The organism is Zavarzinia aquatilis, assembly GCF_003173035.1.
Classification (GTDB): domain Bacteria; phylum Pseudomonadota; class Alphaproteobacteria; order Zavarziniales; family Zavarziniaceae; genus Zavarzinia; species Zavarzinia aquatilis.
Window position 1 is genome coordinate 1 of the sequence record NZ_QGLE01000005.1, and the last position, 20,357, is coordinate 20,357.

Annotated in this window: 23 protein-coding genes and 1 tRNA gene; 14 read left to right on the forward strand and 10 right to left on the reverse strand. The window is 68.7% G+C overall.

The features are described from left to right. Positions 1 to 194: 194 nt before the first annotated feature. Positions 195 to 1,223, forward strand: coding sequence for a DMT family transporter (locus DKG74_RS09805; RefSeq protein ID WP_207779307.1), 1,029 nt, complete (start codon positions 195 to 197; stop codon positions 1,221 to 1,223). Positions 1,224 to 1,333: 110 nt separating this feature from the next. Here the strand turns inward: DKG74_RS09805 and DKG74_RS09810 are convergent, their stop codons facing one another. Then, positions 1,334 to 2,428: an NAD(P)/FAD-dependent oxidoreductase gene (locus DKG74_RS09810; RefSeq protein ID WP_109905219.1), complete on the reverse strand. Its 1,095-nt coding sequence runs from the start codon at positions 2,426 to 2,428 to the stop codon at positions 1,334 to 1,336. A gap of 116 nt (positions 2,429 to 2,544) precedes the next feature. Between DKG74_RS09810 and DKG74_RS09815 the strand changes: the two genes are divergently transcribed. Together DKG74_RS09815 and DKG74_RS09820 are read left to right on the forward strand one after the other, a co-directional pair. Further along, the gene (locus DKG74_RS09815; RefSeq protein ID WP_109905221.1) at positions 2,545 to 2,988 is read left to right on the forward strand and encodes an OsmC family protein; all 444 of its coding nucleotides are present in this window, start codon (positions 2,545 to 2,547) and stop codon (positions 2,986 to 2,988) included. Further along, the gene (locus DKG74_RS09820; RefSeq protein ID WP_109905223.1) at positions 2,988 to 4,286 is read left to right on the forward strand and encodes a DUF3422 family protein; all 1,299 of its coding nucleotides are present in this window, start codon (positions 2,988 to 2,990) and stop codon (positions 4,284 to 4,286) included. Before DKG74_RS09815 ends, DKG74_RS09820 begins: the two co-directional genes overlap by 1 nt. 38 nt (positions 4,287 to 4,324) lie before the next feature. Here the strand turns inward: DKG74_RS09820 and DKG74_RS09825 are convergent, their stop codons facing one another. Continuing rightward, complete coding sequence (locus DKG74_RS09825; RefSeq protein ID WP_109905225.1) at positions 4,325 to 4,777, reverse strand: PaaI family thioesterase; 453 nt, start codon at positions 4,775 to 4,777, stop codon at positions 4,325 to 4,327. Next, on the reverse strand, positions 4,774 to 5,169 hold the full coding sequence (locus DKG74_RS09830; protein ID WP_165837619.1) for a PaaI family thioesterase: 396 nt from the start codon (positions 5,167 to 5,169) through the stop codon (positions 4,774 to 4,776). The genes DKG74_RS09825 and DKG74_RS09830 overlap by 4 nt, the downstream gene beginning before the upstream one ends. A gap of 215 nt (positions 5,170 to 5,384) precedes the next feature. On the opposite strand from DKG74_RS09830, the gene DKG74_RS09835 reads away from it, so the two are divergent. After that, complete coding sequence (locus DKG74_RS09835; RefSeq protein WP_109905230.1) at positions 5,385 to 6,563, forward strand: acetyl-CoA C-acyltransferase; 1,179 nt, start codon at positions 5,385 to 5,387, stop codon at positions 6,561 to 6,563. A 58-nt stretch (positions 6,564 to 6,621) separates the two neighbouring features. Continuing rightward, positions 6,622 to 7,314 carry a lysoplasmalogenase gene (locus DKG74_RS09840; RefSeq protein ID WP_109905232.1) on the forward strand — a complete coding sequence of 231 codons (693 nt, stop codon included), beginning with the start codon at positions 6,622 to 6,624 and terminating at the stop codon, positions 7,312 to 7,314. On the opposite strand, the gene DKG74_RS09845 is transcribed toward DKG74_RS09840, so the two are convergent. Both DKG74_RS09845 and DKG74_RS09850 read right to left on the reverse strand, forming a co-directional pair. Beyond that, positions 7,253 to 7,786, reverse strand: coding sequence for a DUF3592 domain-containing protein (locus DKG74_RS09845; RefSeq protein ID WP_109905234.1), 534 nt, complete (start codon positions 7,784 to 7,786; stop codon positions 7,253 to 7,255). The genes DKG74_RS09840 and DKG74_RS09845 overlap by 62 nt on opposite strands. Before the next feature lie 80 nt (positions 7,787 to 7,866). Next, positions 7,867 to 9,936, reverse strand: a complete 2,070-nt coding sequence (locus tag DKG74_RS09850; protein WP_109905236.1) for a DUF4139 domain-containing protein — start codon at positions 9,934 to 9,936, stop codon at positions 7,867 to 7,869. Positions 9,937 to 10,053: 117 nt separating this feature from the next. On the opposite strand from DKG74_RS09850, the gene DKG74_RS09855 reads away from it, so the two are divergent. Genes DKG74_RS09855 through DKG74_RS09865 form a run of 3 tightly spaced genes read left to right on the forward strand, consistent with a single transcriptional unit; the run spans position 10,054 to position 11,681 of the window. Beyond that, the gene (locus DKG74_RS09855; RefSeq protein WP_133251553.1) at positions 10,054 to 10,581 is read left to right on the forward strand and encodes an opioid growth factor receptor-related protein; all 528 of its coding nucleotides are present in this window, start codon (positions 10,054 to 10,056) and stop codon (positions 10,579 to 10,581) included. Between the two features lie 53 nt (positions 10,582 to 10,634). After that, complete coding sequence (locus tag DKG74_RS09860; RefSeq protein WP_133251554.1) at positions 10,635 to 10,955, forward strand: hypothetical protein; 321 nt, start codon at positions 10,635 to 10,637, stop codon at positions 10,953 to 10,955. Positions 10,956 to 10,973: 18 nt separating this feature from the next. Continuing rightward, complete coding sequence (locus tag DKG74_RS09865; RefSeq protein ID WP_109905242.1) at positions 10,974 to 11,681, forward strand: helix-turn-helix transcriptional regulator; 708 nt, start codon at positions 10,974 to 10,976, stop codon at positions 11,679 to 11,681. Positions 11,682 to 11,687: 6 nt separating this feature from the next. Here the strand turns inward: DKG74_RS09865 and DKG74_RS09870 are convergent, their stop codons facing one another. The 5 genes from DKG74_RS09870 to DKG74_RS09890 all read right to left on the reverse strand — a co-directional run bounded on the left by DKG74_RS09870 (position 11,688) and on the right by DKG74_RS09890 (position 14,493). Further along, positions 11,688 to 12,317, reverse strand: a complete 630-nt coding sequence (locus DKG74_RS09870) for an acyl-homoserine-lactone synthase (RefSeq protein ID WP_109905244.1) — start codon at positions 12,315 to 12,317, stop codon at positions 11,688 to 11,690. A 95-nt stretch (positions 12,318 to 12,412) separates the two neighbouring features. Then, the gene (locus DKG74_RS09875; protein WP_109905246.1) at positions 12,413 to 12,820 is read right to left on the reverse strand and encodes a helix-turn-helix domain-containing protein; all 408 of its coding nucleotides are present in this window, start codon (positions 12,818 to 12,820) and stop codon (positions 12,413 to 12,415) included. 225 nt (positions 12,821 to 13,045) lie between these two features. Beyond that, complete coding sequence (locus DKG74_RS09880) at positions 13,046 to 13,684, reverse strand: TetR/AcrR family transcriptional regulator (protein ID WP_109905248.1); 639 nt, start codon at positions 13,682 to 13,684, stop codon at positions 13,046 to 13,048. 124 nt (positions 13,685 to 13,808) lie between these two features. Continuing rightward, positions 13,809 to 13,883: transfer RNA gene (locus DKG74_RS09885), tRNA-Thr, on the reverse strand. Between the two features lie 85 nt (positions 13,884 to 13,968). Continuing rightward, positions 13,969 to 14,493: a hypothetical protein gene (locus DKG74_RS09890; protein WP_109905250.1), complete on the reverse strand. Its 525-nt coding sequence runs from the start codon at positions 14,491 to 14,493 to the stop codon at positions 13,969 to 13,971. 132 nt (positions 14,494 to 14,625) lie between these two features. On the opposite strand from DKG74_RS09890, the gene DKG74_RS09895 reads away from it, so the two are divergent. From DKG74_RS09895 to DKG74_RS09920, 6 genes are read left to right on the forward strand one after another with little or no spacing between them, the layout of a single operon-like run. After that, entirely contained in the window at positions 14,626 to 15,522 is an 897-nt protein-coding gene (locus tag DKG74_RS09895) for an alpha/beta fold hydrolase (RefSeq protein WP_165837620.1), read from the forward strand. Positions 15,523 to 15,579: 57 nt separating this feature from the next. Next, a complete protein-coding gene (locus tag DKG74_RS09900) occupies positions 15,580 to 16,116 on the forward strand; it encodes a hypothetical protein (protein ID WP_109905254.1) in 537 nt (178 codons plus the stop codon). Continuing rightward, entirely contained in the window at positions 16,019 to 17,341 is a 1,323-nt protein-coding gene (locus DKG74_RS09905) for a DNA-packaging protein (RefSeq protein WP_109905256.1), read from the forward strand. The genes DKG74_RS09900 and DKG74_RS09905 overlap by 98 nt, the downstream gene beginning before the upstream one ends. A 4-nt stretch (positions 17,342 to 17,345) precedes the next feature. Continuing rightward, positions 17,346 to 18,563: a phage portal protein gene (locus DKG74_RS09910; RefSeq protein ID WP_109905258.1), complete on the forward strand. Its 1,218-nt coding sequence runs from the start codon at positions 17,346 to 17,348 to the stop codon at positions 18,561 to 18,563. A gap of 3 nt (positions 18,564 to 18,566) precedes the next feature. Then, a complete protein-coding gene (locus tag DKG74_RS09915) occupies positions 18,567 to 19,115 on the forward strand; it encodes an HK97 family phage prohead protease (RefSeq protein ID WP_109905260.1) in 549 nt (182 codons plus the stop codon). 11 nt (positions 19,116 to 19,126) lie between these two features. Next, positions 19,127 to 20,350 (forward strand): phage major capsid protein, encoded by a 1,224-nt coding sequence (locus tag DKG74_RS09920; protein WP_207779308.1) that lies wholly within the window; start codon positions 19,127 to 19,129, stop codon positions 20,348 to 20,350. The last annotated feature ends 7 nt before the right edge of the window (positions 20,351 to 20,357 follow it).

Consider the following 20,357-nt stretch of genomic DNA (forward strand, 5'->3'; position numbering starts at 1 on the left):
CTATAATCGACCATTCCTTGTCCGACAGATCGAAGCGGGCCATGAGCGAACTCCCTTGTATCAGGAAGTTTGAATCACGGCTCCGCTTCTTTGGGAATCCCGTTTATGGGTACAGAACCTAGGGCGACGCCTGCGCCCGCGACATGCGGGCATGACGTTTGGCCGGCTTGTGCCCGCGCTGCCCCGATGGGTTCATGGACCCAAGAACAGATCGGGAGGACGGTGATGACGGATCGGCGAGCGATCGGCCCCGCGGGGCGGCGGCGGTGATGCGGGGCGGCCGGCTGCCCTATCTCGCGACCCTGGTCGCGGCGACCTTCCTGATGGGATCGAGCTTCGTCGCCGGCAAGATCCTGCTGATCCACGGCGTGCCGGCGATCCTGCTGGTCGGCTGGCGCTTCCTGCTGGCGGCTGTCGCCACCCTGCCGCTGCTCGCCCTGTCCGACGGCGGTCTGTGGCAGAACCTGTTTCCCAAGGGGCTGGGCGCGCGGCGCTGGGCGCTGGCGGCCCTGATCGGCGTGTTGCAGACGGCGCTGACCATGGGCCTGCTGTTCCTCGCCATGGAGCATGTCTCGGCCTCGACCGCGGCGATCCTGCTGTTCACCAATCCGGTCTGGGTCGCCCTGCTCGGCCGGGTGTTCCTGGGCGAGCCCCTGCATGGGGTGCGGGTGGTCGGCCTCGTGCTCGGCCTGTGCGGGGCGGCGCTGGCCATCGGGGTCAGCGGCATGGGCGGCGGCGACGATGCCCTGATCGGCGCGCTGATCGGCCTTGGCTCCGCCCTTGCGTGGGCGACCTCGACCATCGTCAACAAGCGCAGCAACCTGCCCATGCCGGCCTGGAGCCTCAGCTTCTGGCAGATGTTCTCGGGTTCGGTCGCGCTGCTGCTCTTCGCTGCTTTGCGCGGACAGGAATGGCCGCCGGGGACGACGCCGGTGCAATGGCTGTGGTTCCTGTGGCTGGCGATTCCGGGGTCCACCGCGTCCTTCGGCCTGTGGTTCATCGCCCTGCGCAAGGGCGGTGCCACGCGGTCGAGCGGTTACCTGTTCCTCGCGCCGCTGTTCGCCACGCTGGTGTCCTGGGCCGTGCTCGATACCGGCATCGGCTGGCTGCAGGGGCTGGGCGGCGTGCTGGTCGGCACCGGCCTGTGGCTGGTCAACCGCGAATTGCCGGCGCGCAGCGACGCCGAACGCTTCCGCGAGGCGCTGGCGGAAGGTCGGCCCTGACCCGGGTCTGATACGCTCGTCGCCCCGGCGCAGGCCGGGGCCTCCTCACGGAGGGGGCGCCTTTGCCGGAGAAAGATGCCGGCCTGCGCCAGCATGACGAGAGAGGGGCATCAGAGACCGAGCCGGACCAAGACCTCGTCGGCGACGGCGAGGCAGGCGGTGAGGCCCGGACTCTCGATCCCGAACAGGGCGACGAGGCCGGGCCGGCCATGCGCTTCCGGCCCGTCGATGCGGAAATCGGCGGCCGGCGCGCCCGGGCCGGTCAGCTTCGGCCTTATGCCGGCGTAATCGGGCACCAGCGATCCGGGCGGCAGGCCGGGAAAATAGCGGCGGATGCCGGCCTCGAAGCCGGCCGCCCGGGCGGGATCGACCCGGTAATCCACCGCGTCCAGCCATTCGACGTCCGGCCCGAAGCGCATCCGACCGCCGAGGTCGAGAGTGACATGGACACCGAGCCCGCCATCGACCGGCGCCGGATAGATCAGGTGCCGGAACACGGGCGCGTGGCCATAGGCGAAATAATGGCCCTTGGCGAGGACGAGGGGCGGGATAAGGGCCGCCGGATACCCCTCGATCGCCCCCGCCAGGGCCTGCGCGCCGAGGCCGGCGGCATTGATCAGGATATCGGCCTCGATCGCGCCCGGCTCGCGCCCGCCGAAGCCGATCAGCCAGCGCCCGTCTTTCCGGCTCGCCCGCTCGATGGGGGTGGCGAGGGCGATGGCGCCGCCCGCGTCCTCGATCTCGCCCTGAAGCGAGAGCATGAGGCCGTGGCTGTCGAGAATGCCGGTCCCGGGACTGAACAGGGCGGCGACGCAGGCCAGCGAAGGCTCCAGCGCGCGGGCTTCCGCCCCGGTCAGCAGGCGCAGCCCTTCGACACCGTTGCAGGTGGCGAGGCCGGCGATGGCCTCGATCTTCGCGATCTCCACGTCATCGGTCGCCACCACCAGCTTGCCGCAGCGCCGGTGGCCGATGCCGTGGTCGGCCAGATAGGGATAGAGCGCGCGGCGTCCCGACATGCAGAGGCGGTGGCGCAGGCTGCCCGTCGGGTAATAGAGCCCGGCGTGGATCACCTCGCTGTTGCGGGCGGAGATGCCGGAGCCGATGGCCGCGGCGGCTTCCGCCACGATGACCTCGATTCCCTTGCGGGCGAGGGCGCGGCCGATGGCGAGGCCGATCACGCCGGCCCCCGCGATCAGTGCCCGCATGGCCTTGCCGTCAGCAGCGCCGCTGGGCGCATCGGTCGCATGTCATCCCTCTCGCCAATGGCGGAAACCGCTTCATTATGCATTCTGGTCCAGCAATAAGAACCCGGGGAGAAGACATGAGCGAAGCCCATCGTCACGAAGTGTCGGTCAGCGAGAGCGGCAACGGCCCCTATGGTCAGGTCGTGACCATCGGTCACCATGTCTTCGGCGCGGACGAGCCGGAAGCCCTGGGCGGCAAGGACACGGGGCCCGATCCGTTCGAGCTGGTGATGGCCGGGCTCGGCGCCTGCACCTGCATGACCCTGCGCATGTATGCCGGGCGCAAGAAGCTTCCCCTCGATCATGTCTCGGTGGTGATCCGCCATGTCGTCGCGGCAAGCGCCGATGGCAAGGGCACGCGCGACCGTTTCGAGCGCCGCATCACCCTGACGGGCGCCCTCGACGAGGCGCAGCGCGCCCAGCTCATTTCCATCGCCGACCGCTGCCCGGTCAGCCGCACCCTGTCGGCCGGCGCCGACGTGACCGCGACCGAAGCGGCCGGGGCCAGCGAGGCCGCCTGATGCCCGACAGCCTGCAGGACATGGTCGGCTTCGGCGGGATGCACCCGGCGCGCCAGCGTCTCGCCGACGAATTGCACGCCCGGCCGACCATGGCCGTCCATGCGCCGGCGCGCATCCTGCATGTGGCGCGCCATGGCGCCGTCGATCCCTCGGCCGACCTTGGCTACCTGATCGGTCTGTGCGACAGCCTCGGCCTGCAGGCGCCCCGGGCGGGGGCGCGGCAATATCGCTTCAGCCTCGACGGCGCCACGGTCAAATGGGAGCGCTACACCGAATGCTGCGCCTGGACCGTGGTCGTGCCCGGGGCGGGCATGGCGCCGGTCGAGCAGCGCATCCGCGACATGATCGCGGGCGCGCCGGGCAGCAATCTCGCCGTGGTCGATTTCGAAGTGCATCAGGGCACGGTCGCGGCGGAAGCGGCGGCCATGGCCCATTTCGATCCGGGCAACCTCGTCGCCAGCAACCTCGGTCAGGGGCGGGCGGAAATCTGGTCGGACTTCCGCCTCGGCATGGATGGCGAGGTGAAGCTGATCATGGGCGTGCGCGAGGATCTGGTGCCGCGCACCATCGGCAATGTCGTGCAGCGTTTCCTCGATATCGAAACCTACCGGATGCTGGCGCTGCTGGCGCTGCCGCTGGCGCAGCGGGTGAACCAGCGCACCACCGTGCTCGACCGGCGGCTGGCGGAGTTGACCGGGGCCTTCACCCCGTCGAAGGCGGAAGGGGAGCGGGCGGATGACGCCGCGCTCCTGACCGAACTCGGCTCCATCGCCGCCGAGGTCGAGAATCTGGTGGCGGAAAGCGCCTGGCGCTTCGGCGCCGCGCGGGCCTATTACGCCCTGGTCGAGGACCGCATCGCCGAGAACCGGGAAACCCCGATCGGCGGGTTCGAGACCGTCGGCTATTTCATGAACCGGCGCCTGACCCCGGCCATGCGCACCTGCGAATCCGCCGCCGCGCGGCAGGAAAGCCTGTCCCAGCGCGTCGCCCGGTCGAGCCAGATCCTGCGCGCCCGGGTCGAGATCGCGCTGCAGGCCCAGAACCAGGAATTGCTGCGCTCGATGGAAAAGCGCGCGGGCCTTCAACTGCGGCTGCAGGAAACGGTCGAGGGCCTGTCGGTCGTCGTCATCAGCTATTACGTCGTCGGGCTGATCAGCTATTTCCTGAAGGGTGTCGAAGAGGTCGTGCCCGGCCTGCCCCACGCGACCCAGGTGGTCGCCTTCGCTTTGCCGCTGGTGCTCGGCGCCGTGTGGATGGGGATGCGCCGGATGAAGCGCCGCCTGCACGGGGAGCATTGAGTTTTTCCCGGCCTGCGCCGGGGTGACGAGTCCCGAGGTCAGGCGCCCAGGACTTTCCAGACCGAATTGGCGGTCGCGACCAGGCGGCTGCCGATGGTGATTTCGCCCCGGACGAAGAGGACGGAGCGGGCCTTCCGCGTCACCGTCGGCCGGCAGATCAGCAGATCGCCGGGGCGCGACGGGGACAGGAATTCCGAGGTCAGGGTCAGGGTGACCGCCGGGCTGCGGTCGACCGCGTCCCAGGCGGCGGAGCCGAGCGAGGCATCGAAAAAGGTCATGATCGCGCCGCCATGGACGATGCCGAGGCCATTGGCGTGACGGGTTTCGGGCCGGAAGGCGAAGATGCGCCTGCCGTCCTCGATCCGGTCGTAGAAGGCGAAGGTGACCGTGCCGCCCTCGGCCCCCGGGCCGCGTTCGCCGAAGACGTCCTTTTCGAACGGGTCGTGGGTGACGATCGGGGCCCAGCCTTCGGGCGTGTCGAGATCGCTCACGCGCCCAGTACCTTCCAGATGCCGGTCGCCTGCATCACGATGGCGCCCCGGCAGGTCAGCACGCCGTTGACGAAGATGAGCGAGCGGGTGGAGCGGGTGATGCGCGCCTCGCCCTCGACGAGGTCGCCCGGCTTGGCCGCCGTCGCGAAATCGCAGTTCAGGGTGATGGTCGAACACGGCTTGTAGCCGATGGATTCCCAGACGACGGTGCCGAGCACGTGGTCGGCGAAGCTCATCAACATGCCGCCGTGGCAAACGCCGCCCGGATTCAGGTGCTGCTCGCCCACGGTGAAGGAGAAGGTCCAGGGCGCCCCTTCCGTCTTCTCGGTGCGGACCGGCCCGATCAGGCCGAGGAAGCCGGGAAAATCGAAGAAAGGCTGGGGCAGGGCCATGGGTTCGCGTCCTCGTGAACATGACAGTTTGTTCATTTTTCTTAGCGATGCCATCCGCCGTTGTGAACCGCCAATTTCGCATTGCCACATGAAGCGGTGCCGACAAATGCCGCCCCGGCCACAGAAATCTGTTTCGGCGGGTTTTGGAGCGCGCTATCAAGGCCCCGCGCATCCAGAGACCCACAAGGGTCCAAGTCATTGAGGAGAGCTCCATCATGAGAGAAGCCGTCATCGTCTCGACCGCCCGCACCCCCATCGGCAAGGCGTTCCGCGGTGCGTTCAACGCGACCCATGGCGCCACCCTGGGCGGTCACGCGATTCAGCACGCCGTCGCCCGCGCCGGCATCGAGGGCGCGGAAATCGACGACGTCTATATTGGCGTCGGCCTGCCGGAAGGCGCGGCCGGTCATAACGTCGCCCGCAATGCGGCGATCCGCGCTGGCCTGCCGGTTTCGGTCCCGGGCGCGACGCTGAACCGTTTCTGTTCGTCGGGCCTCAACGCCATCGCCCTTGCCGCCCAGCAGATCGTGGCCGGCAACGCGGACGTGATGGTTGGCGGCGGGCTCGAGTCCATCTCGCTCGTCCAGAACAACCTGAACGTCAATTACTTCACCGAAGACTGGCTGATGGAGCACAAGCCGTCCCTGTGGATGCCGATGCTCGACACCGCCGATCTCGTCGGCGCACGCTACAATGTCTCGCGCGACGTGCAGGACGAATATTCGCTGTCGAGCCAGCAGCGCACCGCCGCGGCCCAGGCGGCCGGCGCCTTCAACGATGAAATCGTGCCGCTGAAGTCGGTCATGAAGGTGATGGACAAGGCGACCGGCCAGGTTTCCGACGTCGAGACCGAACTGAAGAAGGACGAAGGCAACCGGCCCGAGACCACCCTCGAGGGTCTGCAGAAGCTGCAGCCGGTGAAGGGCGGCGGCGTCGTCACCGCCGGCAATGCCTCGCAGCTGTCGGACGGTGCCTCGGCCTGCGTGCTGATGGAAGCCAAGATCGCCGAGAAGAAGGGCCTGAAGCCGCTCGGCGTGTTCCGCGGTTTCGCCGTCGCCGGCTGCGAGCCGGACGAGATGGGCATCGGCCCGGTGTTCGCCGTGCCGAAGCTGCTCGCCCGTCATGGCCTGAAGGTCGATGACATCGACATCTGGGAGCTGAACGAAGCCTTCGCGGTGCAGGTCGTCTATTGCCGCGACCGTCTCGGCATTCCGATGGAAAAGCTGAACGTCTCGGGCGGCGCGATCTCCATCGGCCATCCCTATGGCATGTCGGGTGCCCGCATGACCGGCCATCTGCTGATCGAGGGCAAGCGCCGCGGCGCCAAATACGGCGTCGTCACCATGTGCATCGGCGGCGGCATGGGCGCGGCCGGCCTGTTCGAAATCCTCTGAGCCCTTTCGGGGAGGCGGTTTTCCGCCTCCCCGTATTTCTTCCGGCGAGGCGATCCCGATGCTCTCCGTTCCGCTGCTCGGCCCCCGGGGCGACGGGCTCGACACCCTGCGCTATGGCCTGTTCGTTCTCTCGCTGGTGACCTCGGTCGTCTATCTCGGCCGGACCGGGGGCGAATGGTATCCGCTGATGCCCTGGCTGAAGGCGGTGCCCATTGGCGCGCTCGTCCTTCTTGTCGCCATTTCCATTCCGGGCGGGCCGCTGCTCGGCATCCTGCTGGTCGCCGCGCTGGCGCTGTCGACCGCGGGCGATGTCTTCCTGGCGCTTCGCGACGAGAAGCGCTGGTTCATCTTCGGGCTGGGCTCCTTCCTGCTCGCCCATCTCGCCTATATCGCCATTTTCGCCTGGGTGATCGGCCATTTCGGCCTGCGGGCCGAGCCTTTGCGCCTCGTCATGCTCGTCGTCTGCGTCGCCCTCGCGTTCGGCCTTTTCGCCAGCCTGCGGCAGGGCCTTGGCGAGATGGTGGTGCCGGTCGCCGTCTATATGTCGGTGATCGTCGTCATGGTGGCGGGGGCTTTGGTCCTGCCGGCGAGCACGGTCTTCGTCGCCCTGGGCGCGCTGCTGTTCATGGGCTCGGACGCGATGATCGCCGTCTCGCGTTTCGGCTCGCCCTTCGCCGGGGTCCATCACCTCATCTGGGCGACTTACTACCTGGGGCAATATTTCCTGATGGTCGGGATTCTGCGAGGCTGACCGCCGCCCCGCCGGCCCGGCCGAGAGCGAGGATCGACAACACGGCCAGCAGCAGGCCGAGGGCGCCGAAGCCGGCCGCCATCGCCCGCGCGCCGCGCTCGTGTCCGCCGACGCGCACGTCCCGTGGCTGGTCCGGCCGATAATAGACGAGGGCGGTGGGTTTGCCCCCCGCCGTCTTCTGCGCGGCTTCGCGCAGGATCGCCACCTGCGCCTCGCCGATGGGGTCGCGCGTCACCGCGTCGACCGGGCCATGGCCCCGGGGCATGAAGCGGACATGCAGGCGAAAGCCGGCGGCGGCATCTTCGGTGATGTCGAGGACCTCGGCGGTCGCGGCCGGCCAGTCCGGCTCCTGCCAGAGCACGGATGCCCGCTCGAAACTGGCCGTCGTCGCCCAGGCCCCGGCTATACCGGCGGCGGCGAGGACAAGGGGGCTGGCGATACGGCCGAGGGGCGACATGGCGGCATGATCCACGGCCGCGCGCCCGCCCGCAACAGATGAAGCCCCCGGCCCTTATTTCGGCCGGGGGGCGTGGGTGCAATTGGCGCCGGGGGTCAGAGGCCGGCGATGAACTCGTCAAGCTTGGCGACCGCCGTCTCGCGGGCGTCCTGCGCTTCGGCGAGGCTGGCCTGCAGTTTCTCGATCGCGGTTTCCTGCTCGTCGAGCTTCTTCAGATAGCGGCGATAAAGGTCGGTGTCCTTGGGCACGCTGGCGAGATTCTCGCGCAGGCGCGCCTGCTCCTCGCCGAGGCGGGCGAGCTTGTCGTTCGCGCCCTCGATCACGGCGTCGCGGCTGCTGATCGCCCGGCGCAACTCCGCCAGCTTGGCGAAAGCGGCCTTGGTCTTGGCGTCGATGGCGCCGCTGGCGCCGTAATAGGCGATCTGGGCATCGTTCAGATTGGCGATGGCGAGTCCAGAGGCGCCTTTACGCTCGGCCACCACCTTCACCTCGACGGTCTTGCCGGCGTCCAGCGTCGCCGGCACGCGCCAGTAGCGGTCGGTCTCCTCCACCCCTGAAGCCGGCGCGACCACCGTGTAGCCGGAGAGTTTCGGCAATTCGAGGATCATGCTGCGGGCTTCGCGCGCCGGGGCGGCGATGCGGTAGGTCATGGTCCGCCGCTCCACCGTCTCGTAGCGGAACACGCCGCCAGCGATGCTGCCCGCGGTCAGGGTCGAATCGCTGGTTTCGGCATGGTCGACGCGCAGTTTCTGGTCGAGGGCGTAGGAGACCATCCGCTCCTCCCCCGCGGGCAGCACGGCGAGGCGGGCGTCGCCGACATAGGCAAAGCCGGTCGGCCCCTGTTCGTAGAGGGTGAGGATGCCCGGCGGCAGGCCGGTCTCGCCGTCGTTGGTCAGACGGACGGCGGCCAGCGGGTGCCGGTCGTGCACGCCGGGCTGATAGAGCGCGAGACGGGCGGCCGGCACGTCGCGGTCGACGATCGGCACCGAGAGCGAGCGGCCGGAGGCGACGGACACCGGCTTTTCCAGACGGAAGACCACCTGGGTCAGGGCTTCGGTCGAGGCGACCTCGGTCGTGCCTTCCGCGAGGCCTGGCCCCGCGCCCGCGGCCATGGGGGCCGGGGCCGCGACCGGCATGGGCGGGGCGGCACCCACGGCGCCGGCGGCGAAGGCCCGGGAACGGTCCTGCAGCTCGTAGTCCTTGGGCGCGGCATCGGCCATCTCGGCCAAGGCGCTGCCGCCCGTGTCGACATTGGGCAGGATGCGGCCCACCACCTCGACCGGGACTTCCGGCCGGTCGACGTAATAGGAGGCATAGAGCGCCTGGCGGAAGGTGACCGGGCTGCCCGAGACGAGGGTCAGCTCGACATTCTTCCAGTCCTGGCCGCTGGTGTTTTCCAGCACCGCCCAGCCCTGAAGATTGGCCTTGGCCGAGGCCGTGTCGGCGGGCAGGGACAGGCGATAGGACGTCTTCCACAGGGGCGTCCCGGTGACATAGGCGACCCGCAGGGTGCGGCTGCCGCTGCCCGTCGCGGTGATGGTCAGCGAGCGGCGGTCGCGCGCGTGAGCCTGCGCGATGCCGGCCAGCGCCTTGTCGACCTGACCTTGCAGGACGGGATCGGCGAATTTGATCGACTCGGCGTCTTCCAGCACCAGTTGCTGGATGCCTTCGCCCGTCAGCAGGGTGATGCGGTTGCGGGTGACGGTGCCCTGATCGCCCGGCAGGTCGCGGGTCTCCGCCTCGACCTTCAACAGGCGGCCGCGCAGCATCCGGCTGCCACCGGTCACGACCTCGCTGCCCTGGAGCGCGTTGAGGAGGGCGACCGGCGATTCCAGCGCCTCCGGCCCGAAGGGCAGATCGCGGAACATCTGGGCGATCGGTTCGCGCCCGGCGAGTTCCACCCCGCCGACCCCGCCCTTGTCGTCGAAGACGACGAGGCTTTTCAGGACGTCGTCGACCTGATCGAGCGGAACGTCGAGCGTGAGGGTGGCGTTACCGCTCACCTTGGCCTCATACTCGAAATAGCCGACGCCGCCGGTCGAGAGCATGACACGGTCGAGTTCGAGGCCGTCGGCGAGGGCGGGCGTGCTCACCCAGACACCATAGCCGGCCGTGGCGGCGAGCATCAGAGAGCGCGTTTTTTTCAGGCGCAGGTTCAGGCGCATGGTCACTTTCCCCCCGGGAACGCTTCATCCCCGGTCTTGTATCGCGCAATCCGGGTGGGATTGCGACATGAGGGTGGCCGGGACAAGGCGAGGGAGCAAGCGTCAGGGAGCGGATTGGTGACGCATCTCACATCGTTTCTGGCGGGCGAAGAGCCCGATACCGCCGGGCGGATGATCGGCGACATCTGGCGCAAGCCCGAAACCTGGCTGGAAAGCCGTCACGATTTCATCCAATGGCTGTTCCCGCTGCCCGAGCCGAGCGGCGCCAACCTCGACGCGCCCTTGCTGACCCCCGACGACGCGGCGCGGATCGCGGCAAGCGTGGCCTTGCGCCAGGCACTGCTGACCTCGACCGATACCATGATGCGGCTTTACGGCATCCGGCGGGTCGGTGACATGTTCAGCCGGGGCGAAGGGTTCCCCGGGCCGTTCAGCGATTGGCTCGGCCCGATCGACCACAATCACCTGCGCTTTACCCGCATGTTGCGCTGCCTCGCACTCTGCGGCCTTGGCGATACTGCGCAGGGCTTGCGGGGGCTGCTGTTCAATATCGCCGCCACGGAAGCCCTCGGCGCCTGGAGCACCGCGCTTCGTTATTGGCGTGACGCGGGATTGGCGCCACCGGGCTGGCCGGTCGGGGCTTGAACCGGCAATAGTAGCGGTGTATGTTTCATAACAACTTTTAGTAGGTTGCTGACATGGGCCGTAGTACCTCCCCCGTGGAGTTGCCTTGCGACGATACGGTAGCCGCGGCCAAGCTGCGGGCGGTTGTCCATGCCATCGCGTCTTCGCTCGGCGATGGCGTGCTGCGCCATCTCCTCGAAGAGGAGTGGCGGCAATCGACCGAGCGTGGCCGAAACCGCCGGCCCATGCCGATCGGCGATCTCGAAGCCATGCTGATCTTCGTCATCGAGCGCATCCGCCGCGATCATGGCATGGAAGCCCTCAATCGTTTGCTGGATGATGCACGGGCACTTGGCGAAATGCGCGAAGCGGTGGACAATTGTCGCGGGCATTGAGCGGGGTGGGGCGCGCGCGTGATCAATCTTCTGGATGTGGCGGACCGGATCGACCGGGCTGAGACTGCGATAGGGGCTTTCGACGTGCTCGCCGGGGTGGCGGGGGTTCACGGCTATGGGCATTCCGCCTGCATGGAAATTCCCAAGACCAACAAACTGCATCCCGAGGCGCTGGCCATCGTCAAAATGCCGGAGGCCTGGGTCGAACATTACGTCACGCGAGAATTCGCCCTGATCGACCCGGTGTTTCGCCGGGCGGCTTCCGATGTGCTGCCCTTCACCTGGGCGGAGGCCTCGGCGCACTCGACGACGGCGCAACGCAAGATCATGAACGAGGCGACGAGTTTTGGCCTGCGCAACGGTCTGACCATCCCGATTCATGGCCCGGCCGGATATTGCGCCGAGGTGACCTTCGCCGGCGGCAAGGTGGATGACGATCCGCGCGTGCTGATGTCGCTGCGCTTTCTCGCCACCGTCGCCCATGACCGTGCCCGGCTGCTGGTGCGCCGGGGTTGGGTCGAGGATATGCCGAACCTGACCAAGCGTGAGCGGGATTGCCTGCATTGGGTCGCCGCCGGCAAGTCCGACTGGGCGATCGCGCAGATCCTGAACATCAGCGAGACCACCGTGCACTGGCATGTCGAGGGCGCGAAGCGGAAATTCGGCGCCTCGACACGTATTCAGGCCATCGTCGCGGCCATTCGCCTCGGGTTGCTCTACCCTTAAGCCCGCTCAGGCGGCGATGGCGGCGTCGGTGAAGCGCAGGCTCAGCACCGGATCGGGCACGCCACGCTGCCGGCGCACGGTTTGCAGCGCGATCTCGTCGATCGGCATGGTGACGCCGACGACACCGATTCCGCCCATCTCGATTTCAGGCCCGAGGACGTTCAGGTGCCAGTCGGCGGCCTGCGCCATGCCGACCATGCGCCGGTCCATGACCGCGGTGATGAAATCGAGTTCGCGCAGCATGGCGTATTCGATCATGCCGCAGGACAGGGCGCCCCAGACCGTGCCCCTGCGGTCGGTTTCGCGCACCCGGCGCGACACACAGCTGCGGCTGCTCTCGAAAATCGCCGGACCGCGCGGGACGGGCCCATTGCACAGCCCGGGGAAGACATCGCCCAGCAGATGCGGCAGCACCGAAGGGATGAGCCGCATCGAACCGGCGATGTCGCCATCGTCCCCGCGACAGACCAGATAGATGGTGCGCGCGGTGTCGAACTGGTCGATTTCCAGGCCGTCCTTCGCCAAGGGCAGCTGCCAGCCCATTTCCTCGACAAAAACCTGATGCCTCAGGCGGAACATCGCCTCAAGCGTGCGCGTGTGGTTCGCCCGATTCCAGGGGCCGATAACCTCGATCATTGCCTGCCTCCAAGTTGTGGTAGGCAATGAAACAATTAAAGGTGTATTAACCGCGCCTGGCTGATCAGAGGGGTATTTTTTGTCCCCGGGTGCGACTAAGCGTGGTAGTGGCGAATGGTCGTGCCCGCGATGGTCTCGACCAGGTCGGCGACCGCATCCCTTGTCGCGACCGAGGTCACGCCGCCAAAGGCCGCGACCAGCCGGCTGGCCAGATGCGACAGGTCGCAGGCATCGCCGATGCTGTTGGAAGCAGCGCCGAGGTTGCTGGCGAATTCGACCAGCCTGCAGAGCAGGGCGGGGTCGATGGCATGAAGCAACTCGCCCAATTCGTCGATCCCGGCTGGCCGGCCGAGGCCCTTCTCGACTTCAACGACCCGTTCGGGGCGAAGGCCCGAACGGGTCGCCAGGTCGTCGACCGTCAGGCCGCGCACGGCGCGCAGCCCATAGAGCCAGCGCCCGATGCGAGGTCCGAAAATGGAAGTGTCCACCGTTGTGCCGATCATCTGCCCCAGCCTGCATTTGCTTGTGTTCTTGCCCACAGGCTGCGCCGAGGCCCCGAATCCGGCACCCCTCTGATCAGAGGGGATTTGGCGGAGATCGGCCCGGCAGGGAGGGATCGGCGCGGGCGGCGCGAAAGGGAATGCACGCAGGGCGGTCGTGACGATACGTCAGTCCCTGTGGCCGTGCGCTTGGCGCCGTCGGGCGATGCAGACGGGAAAGTCGGTCGGTCAGGCCGCGGCCGGGGCGGCGTTACCGGCCATGATCCGCGCCAGGAAGTCCGCGATCGTCCTCTCCAGCTCCGCGCGGGAGAGGTGGGGCGGGCAATGCAATGCCGTCTCGACGATGGACGCCCGGATCATCAGCAGGAGCACATGGTAGGCGGCATCGGGCCGGGTGAAGTGCAGGCGGTCGCGGATCGAGAGCTGGGCGTGGGCCGACATCGTCGCGAGGGTGCGCGGCAGACTGGCGACCGCCGGGATCTGTAACGCGAAGGGGATCACTTCGAGGATGAGGTGGACCTTGTTCCGATGCCGGTCTGCCACCCGAAAAAGCGCCGAAATCACCTCGAAGGCCGCGTCTTCGAGAGGCAGCTGTTCGGATGTCGACAGGGCGTTGCCGACTTCTTCCAGCATGTCCTGCACCCAATAGGTGACGACCCGCGCGACGATCGCCTCCTTGTTCGGGAAATACTGATAGAGCGAGCCGATGCCGACCCCGGCGCGTTCCGCGATCCGGTTGGTGGTGACGCTGTCATAGGGCTGGGTGGCGAGCAACTCGGATGCGGCATCAATCATCGCCTCGACCGTGACTTCGGCGCGGCGCTGACGCGGCATCTTCTTCATCGAAAGATCGACGGTTCTGATCATCCCCCGGGCGCTCCCTATTTCTGCGAGCTTGGGCGCGATTGTGCTCGCGTCGGACAGGCAGGCCAAGCGCAAAGGCGCTGGTCTCTATCGGACGAAAGTCGAGGTATCGGGGGGGGATCTGAACTGGTGCTGCCGGACAGGATTGAACTGTCGACCTCTCCCTTACCAAGGGAGTGCTCTACCACTGAGCTACGGCAGCGCCTGCGTTCAGGGCGCGGAAACTGCCACAGGGCGGCGGGATGTGCAAGCCGTGTGTGGTTTTTTTTCCGCGCGGGCGAAAACGGCTATTTGACCGGCTTCATCCCCGACGGCGCCTGCAGCACGCCGGGCGCGCTGGAGGTCGGGCGCGGCTTCGAGGTTCCCTGCGGCTCCGGCGCGGAATGGGCCGAGGGGCGAGTGCCGACGTCGCCGCCCTGGGCCGGGCTGCTGAGCGAATAGCCGCTGCCATCGGCGGCTGCGGGCGGCGGGGCGCCGGCCGTGCTGCCCGGCTTGGTCGAACCGGTGGGGGTCAGGATCGGCGCGCCGCCCTGGCCCGAATCGGGAATCACCGTGTCCGGCCGGCCGGCGATGATTCGCGTCTCGCCCGCGGCCAGCGATTCGCCCTTCCGGCTCATGTAGCCGAAATAGACAAGCCCGGCGGCCCCGCCCAGAAATGCGGCGGTGATGAGGACAAGGCCCCAGTCCGGCCCGCGCCGGCCGCGCGGCGGTGGTCCGACCACCGGCTCCACCCGGCCGATGTGACCGGGACGCGAGGTTTCCGCGGCGACACCGCGGGTGAGCAGGGGTTCATCGGTCAGGCGGCGTACCATGTCGGAACCAGACACTTCATTTGTGGCGGGAAGATGATGCCGTGAGTCTATCGCATCGCAGCACGGCCTGTCGATGGACGGCCGTGTCATTCCTGCCGCAGGATGGGAGGGAAAAAGAAGGAAATACCCCCTTTGTCGCTGCTTCACCGTATCGAGATCCCGGCCGGGGACGGTCACTTCTCCTGCCTGGCCGGCGGCCCTGAGCTGGGCCGCGCGCCGCTCGTCCATCTTGCCCATGCGACCGGCATGAACGCCGAGACCTATCGGGCGCTGCTGGAAGTGCTGGCCGAGCGCTACACGGTTCGCGCGGTCGACCTGCGCGGCCATGGACTGTCGACGGTGCCGGCGCAGGCGTCGCGCCTCAAGTCCTGGGCCCGCTATGTCCACGATCTGGTGCCCATCCTTCAGGGCTTCGGCCAGAAGGCGATTCTGGTCGGCCATTCCATGGGCGGGGCGGTCAGCGCCGAACTGGCGGCGCTGCATCCCGAACTTGCCGCCGGTCTGTTGCTGATCGACCCGGCGGTCGTGCCGCGCGTCGCCGCGCCGGCCTTCGCCCTGGCCCGGCTCGCTGGCCTTTCGCACCGTCTGCCGCTGGCCGAGCGGGCGTCGAAGCGCAAGGACGTCTGGCCGTCCCGCGCGGTGATGGTGAAGGCCTATGGCGGCAAGGGGGCCTTCAAGACCTGGGGGCCGGGCTTTCTCGAAGCCTATGTCGAGGGCGGCACCTTCGACAATCCGGATGGCAGCGTGCGTTTGTCCTGCAGCCCGGCCTGGGAGGCCAAGACCTTTTCCACCATCGGCCTGTCGTTCTGGCGCCGCGTTGCCCGGGTGAAATGCCCGGTCTCGGTACTTTATGCCGAGCATCAGTCGACCCTGGGGGCCAAGGGCGCCGCCGCCCTGCAGGCCCTGCAGCCGAAAGCCGCGATTGCCCGGGTGCCCGGCTCCAGCCATTTCATCCCGATGGAGTTTCCGGCGGCGGTGATCGAGGCGATCGACGCCCTGCGTGCGCGGGTGGCGACAGAATCCGCTTGACTTCTGTGCGCATTGTGCACATTATGGGTACATAATCACTACATTCCGGAATTGGCGATGATCCAGAGCGATGTCATCGACTGGTTGGCCGTGGAGCGGGAATACCGCCTCGGCCAGCTGTTCCTGTCGGAAATCGCCGCCACCTACGGCCTGACGGACTACGCGCTGCGCAAGCGCGCGGCGGCCGAAGGCTGGGTGCGCGGCGACCCGCGCGAGGACGAAAGGCAATTGGCCGCCCGGCGCGGGCTGGAAGTGGCGCGGGAACACCGCCGCCTGCTCGGCGACCTGCGCGAGACGCTCGGCCTCGTGCAGCAGTCGCTGCGCGATCACCTCTCGGCCGCCGGGCCGCCGGGCGAGGGGCCTTTCGCCGCCGGGGCGGAGACCGTGGCCGGTCTCGTCCGCGCCCTGGGCGGCACGGCGGAGAAGCTGATCAGGCTGGAGCGCCAGGCTTTCGGACTGGACCAACAGGGGATGACGGCGGGCGATGACGAGACCGATGCCGCCGATATCCGCGAGCGGCTTTCGCAGCGCCTCGCTCGCCTCGCTGTCGGCGGAGACGCGGGCGGACTTCCTGAAGGGTCTGAGCCGGCGTGAAGCCGAGGTTCTGTTCCATGACTGGCGCTTCTGGGCACGGACGAGCCAGCTGCCGCCCGAGGGCGACGACTGGCTGGGCTGGTTGGTGCTGGCCGGGCGTGGTTTCGGCAAGACGAGGGCCGGCGCCGAATGGGTCCGGATGGAGGTGGAGGCGGGAAGGGCGCGGCGCATCGCCCTGGTCGGCGCGACGGCCGGTGACGTCCGCCGGGTGATGATCGAGGGCGAATCCGGCCTTCTGGCCATTTCGCCGCCGTCGATGACGCCGTTGTGGGAGCCGTCCAAACGCCTGCTGACCTGGCCGAACGGCGCCATCGCCACCGCCTTCTCGGCGGAGCGGCCGGGCCAGTTGCGCGGGCCGCAGCACGATCTGGCCTGGGCTGACGAATTGTGCAAATGGCGCGACGCCGATGCCTGGGATCAATTGCTGCTTGGCCTGCGCCTCGGCAAGGCCCCGCGCTGGCTGGCGACGACAACGCCGGCGCCGGGGCGCCTGATCCGGGGCCTGCTGCAGGATCCCAAGGTGCGGGTGACGCGCGGCTCCACCTTCGATAATTGGGCCAATCTCGCGCCCGGCTTCCTCGCCGAGGTGGTGCGGCGCTATCAGGGCACGCGCCTCGGCCGGCAGGAATTGCACGCCGAGGTGATCGACGACGTGCCGGGCGCCCTGTGGACCCGCGCCGGCCTCGACCTGTGCCGGCTGGCGGTGGCGCCCGCAGATTTCACCCGCATCGTCGTCGGCATCGACCCCGCGGTCGGCGCCGCCGGGGAGGGCGAGGGGGCGGAGACCGGCGTCATCGTCGCCGGACGGCGCGCCGATGGCAGCGCGGTCGTGCTCGACGACCTGTCGGGCCGGCATCCGCCCATCCAATGGGCGCGGGCCGCCATCGACGCCTTCCGCCGCCACCGGGCCGACCGGCTGGTCGCGGAAATCAATCAGGGCGGCGATCTGGTCGAATCCCTGGTTCGCACCCTCGACCCGGCCGTGCCTTACCGCGCCGTTCGCGCGACACGGGGCAAGGCGGTGCGGGCCGAGCCCATCGCCGCCCTCTACGAACAGGGGCGGGTCCGCCACCTGTCGGGTCTCGCCACCCTCGAGGACCAGATGTGCCGCTTCACCAGCCATGGCCCGGAAGGGCCGTGCGACCGGGTCGATGCCCTGGTCTGGGCCCTGACCGATCTCATGGACGGGCCGATCCCGTCCGCCCCCCGACTGCGGAGACTGTAACGCCATGACCGAACACGCGAACAGGCCGGCGCAAACGCCCGGCCTGATGGCCCGCCTGCGCCGTCTGATCGCCCCGGCGCCCTTGCAGAAGGCGGCGCCGCGGGGCCGGGCGCTGGTCGGCTGGGCCGCGCCATCTGGCACCCGCTGGACCGCCCGGCGTTACGAGACGCTGGCGGACGAAGGCTATGTCCGCAATGTCGTGGTGCACCGCGCGGTCAGCCTGGTGTCCCGCTCGGTCGCCGCCATTCCCTGGATCGCGCGGGATGGGGCCGGGGCCGAGGTGTCCTCGCCCGCTTTTGAGCGGCTGATGCAGCGGCCCAACCCGCGCGACGAGGGCGCCGCCTTCCGCGAGGCGCTGGCGGCGCAACTGCTGATCGCCGGCAATGCCTATGTCGAGGCGGTCGGCCCGCCCGGGCGGCCGCGCGAATTGCACCTGCTGCGTCCCGACCGGGTGGCGGTGCGGCCCGGCCCCGGCGGCATTCCCGCCGGCTTCGATTGCCGCGAGGGGGAAGAGACGCGCTTCGTGCCGGTCGATCCGGTCACCGGCGCCTCGGCCATCCTGCATCTGAAGACATTCCATCCGCTCGACGACTGGCATGGCCTGCCGGCGCTGGAGGCCGCGGCGCAGGCGATCGACCAGCACAATGCCGCGGGCAGCTGGAACAAGGCCCTGCTCGACAATGCGGCGCGGCCCTCCGGCGCGCTTGTCTATCAGCCGAAGGACGGACCGGCGGTACTGGCCGACGAACAGTTCGAGCGCCTGAAGGCGGACATCGCCGAGCAGTTCGAGGGCGCGCGCAACGCTGGCCGTCCCCTGTTGCTCGACGGCGGCCTCGACTGGAAGCCGCTCAGCCTGTCGCCGGCCGAGATGGACTGGATCGAGGGGCGGAACGCGGCGGCGCGGGAAATCGCCCTTGCCTTCGGGGTACCGCCGCAGCTGGTCGGCGTGCCCGACGCGCAGACCTACGCCAATTACGCCGAGGCCCGGCTGGCGCTCTACGAAGACACGGTGGTGCCGCTGGCGCAGAGAATCGCCCGGGCCTTCGCGCGGGCTTTTGGCGCCGGCTTTGGCATCGCCGTGCTCGAGCCCGATCTCGACGAAGTGCCGGCGCTGGAGCCGCGCCGGGCCGAACGCTGGGCCAAGGTCGCGGGCGCCGCCGATCTCACCCCCGACGAGCGCCGCGCCGCCCTCGGTTACGCCCCCCTCGCGACGAAGGAGTAACGCATGGAGATGTTCGAGGTCGGCCGGCCGAGCGGCCGCCAGTTGAAGCGCCTCGCCCCGGACGGCAGTTTCGCCGGCTATGCCAGCGTCTTCGCCGTGACCGACGCGCAGGGCGACCGGGTGCTGCCCGGTGCCTTCGCCGCCAGCCTCGGCGACTGGCGGCGGCGCAAGGCCTTGCCGCCTTTCCTGTGGCAACACGACATGGCTGAACCCATCGGCCGTTTCGACCGCGTCGAGGAAGACGAGACCGGCCTTCTCGTCGAGGGCCGTCTGTCGCTGGAAACCGCGCGCGGGCGGGAGGCGCTGGCGCTCCTGCGCCTTGGCGCGCTCGACGGCCTCTCCATCGGCTATTCGACCGTGGCGGCCGGGGTGGCGGGCGACGGGGCCCGCCTGCTGAAGACGCTCACCCTGCATGAAATCAGTCTCGTCACCCTGCCCGCCAACGAGGCGGCGCGCATCGCCTGGGTCAAGGCCGCCCGGCCCGATGAAGCGGGGCTGAGCCAGGCCATCGTCAGTAACCTCCGCCGCGCGGCGGCGGCCCTTCGGCCCTGAAAGGACCACGCATGACCGATCTTGCCACCATGCACAGCGCCACCGACGACCTCGCCCGGGTCTTCACCGCCTTCCGGGCGGAGAACGACCGCCGTCTCGCCGATATCGAGAAGAAGGGCCGGGCCGATGTCGTGACCATCGAGACCGTCGACCGGCTGAACGCCGAGGTCGGCCGGCTGAGCGATCACGTCACCGCCATCGAAACCGCGCTGGCGCGCCCGGGCAACGGGGCGAAAGCGGGCCGTGGCGCCGCCGAAAGCGCCCATGCCGCGGCCTTTTCCGCCTTCCTGCGCAAGGGCATCGACCACGAACTGCCCGCCCTCGAGAAAAAGGCGATGAGCGTCGCCTCCGATCCCGACGGTGGCTATCTCGTCGCCGCCGAGATGGCGGAGCGGATCGTTGCCCGCCTGCAGGAAACGAGCCCGATCCGCCAGATCGCCTCGGTCATGACCATCACGGCCGACGCGGTCGAGGGGATGCTCGACCTCGGCGAGACCGCGACCGGCTGGGTCGGCGAGAGCGAGGCCCGGGCCGAGACGGCGACGCCGCAGATCGGTCTGTGGCGCATTCCGGTGCACGAGCTTTACGCGGAACCCCGTGTGTCGCAAAAACTGCTGGACGACGCCAGTTTCGACGTCGAGGCCTGGCTGGCCCAGAAACTCGCCGAGAAGATGGGCCGGGCGGAGAACGCGGCCTTCGTCGCCGGCAGCGGTGTTGGCACCCCGCGCGGTTTCATCACCTATGCGACGGCGGCGACGGCCGATGCCTCGCGGCCCTGGGGCACGCTGCAGCATGTCCCGACCGGCACCTCCGGCGCCTTCGCCGCCGCCAATCCGGGCGATGTCCTGATCGGCCTGACCTATGCCCTGAAGGCGGGCTTCCGCGCCGGGGCCCGCTTTGTCATGGCGCGGGCGACCGCGGCCGAGGTGCGCAAGCTGAAGGACACCAGTTCGGGTCAGTATCTGTGGCAGCCGGGCCTTGCCGCCGGCAGCCCGGCCAGCCTGCTCGGCTATCCGGTGGTCGAGGCCGAGGACATGCCGGCCATCGGCGCGAACAGCCTGTCCATCGCCTTCGGCAATTTCCGCGAGGGTTACGCCGTGGTCGACCGTCAGGGCATCCGTACCCTGCGCGATCCCTACACCGCCAAGCCGCAGGTGAAATTCTACACGACCAAGCGCGTCGGCGGCGACGTGCTCGATTTCGACGCCATCAAGCTGCTGAAGTTCGGCGCCTGAGCGGGAG

Bases quoted from the DNA above. Each gene is read 5' to 3' on its own strand.
- DKG74_RS09870 (WP_109905244.1), bottom strand. From the start codon at position 12,317: ATGATCGAGGTTATCGGCCCCTGGAATCGGGCGAACCACACGCGCACG.
- DKG74_RS09820 (WP_109905223.1), top strand. From the start codon at position 2,988: ATGCCCGACAGCCTGCAGGACATGGTCGGCTTCGGCGGGATGCACCCG.
- DKG74_RS09880 (WP_109905248.1), bottom strand. From the start codon at position 13,684: ATGATCAGAACCGTCGATCTTTCGATGAAGAAGATGCCGCGTCAGCGC.
- DKG74_RS09830 (WP_165837619.1), bottom strand. From the start codon at position 5,169: ATGGCCCTGCCCCAGCCTTTCTTCGATTTTCCCGGCTTCCTCGGCCTG.
- DKG74_RS09815 (WP_109905221.1), top strand. From the start codon at position 2,545: ATGAGCGAAGCCCATCGTCACGAAGTGTCGGTCAGCGAGAGCGGCAAC.
- DKG74_RS09840 (WP_109905232.1), top strand. From the start codon at position 6,622: ATGCTCTCCGTTCCGCTGCTCGGCCCCCGGGGCGACGGGCTCGACACC.
- DKG74_RS09850 (WP_109905236.1), bottom strand. From the start codon at position 9,936: ATGCGCCTGAACCTGCGCCTGAAAAAAACGCGCTCTCTGATGCTCGCC.
- DKG74_RS09810 (WP_109905219.1), bottom strand. From the start codon at position 2,428: ATGCGGGCACTGATCGCGGGGGCCGGCGTGATCGGCCTCGCCATCGGC.
- DKG74_RS09915 (WP_109905260.1), top strand. From the start codon at position 18,567: ATGGAGATGTTCGAGGTCGGCCGGCCGAGCGGCCGCCAGTTGAAGCGC.
- DKG74_RS09805 (WP_207779307.1), top strand. From the start codon at position 195: ATGGACCCAAGAACAGATCGGGAGGACGGTGATGACGGATCGGCGAGC.
- DKG74_RS09920 (WP_207779308.1), top strand. From the start codon at position 19,127: ATGACCGATCTTGCCACCATGCACAGCGCCACCGACGACCTCGCCCGG.
- DKG74_RS09835 (WP_109905230.1), top strand. From the start codon at position 5,385: ATGAGAGAAGCCGTCATCGTCTCGACCGCCCGCACCCCCATCGGCAAG.
- DKG74_RS09890 (WP_109905250.1), bottom strand. From the start codon at position 14,493: ATGGTACGCCGCCTGACCGATGAACCCCTGCTCACCCGCGGTGTCGCC.
- DKG74_RS09905 (WP_109905256.1), top strand. From the start codon at position 16,019: ATGCCGCCGATATCCGCGAGCGGCTTTCGCAGCGCCTCGCTCGCCTCG.
- DKG74_RS09910 (WP_109905258.1), top strand. From the start codon at position 17,346: ATGACCGAACACGCGAACAGGCCGGCGCAAACGCCCGGCCTGATGGCC.
- DKG74_RS09875 (WP_109905246.1), bottom strand. From the start codon at position 12,820: ATGATCGGCACAACGGTGGACACTTCCATTTTCGGACCTCGCATCGGG.
- DKG74_RS09900 (WP_109905254.1), top strand. From the start codon at position 15,580: ATGATCCAGAGCGATGTCATCGACTGGTTGGCCGTGGAGCGGGAATAC.
- DKG74_RS09860 (WP_133251554.1), top strand. From the start codon at position 10,635: ATGGGCCGTAGTACCTCCCCCGTGGAGTTGCCTTGCGACGATACGGTA.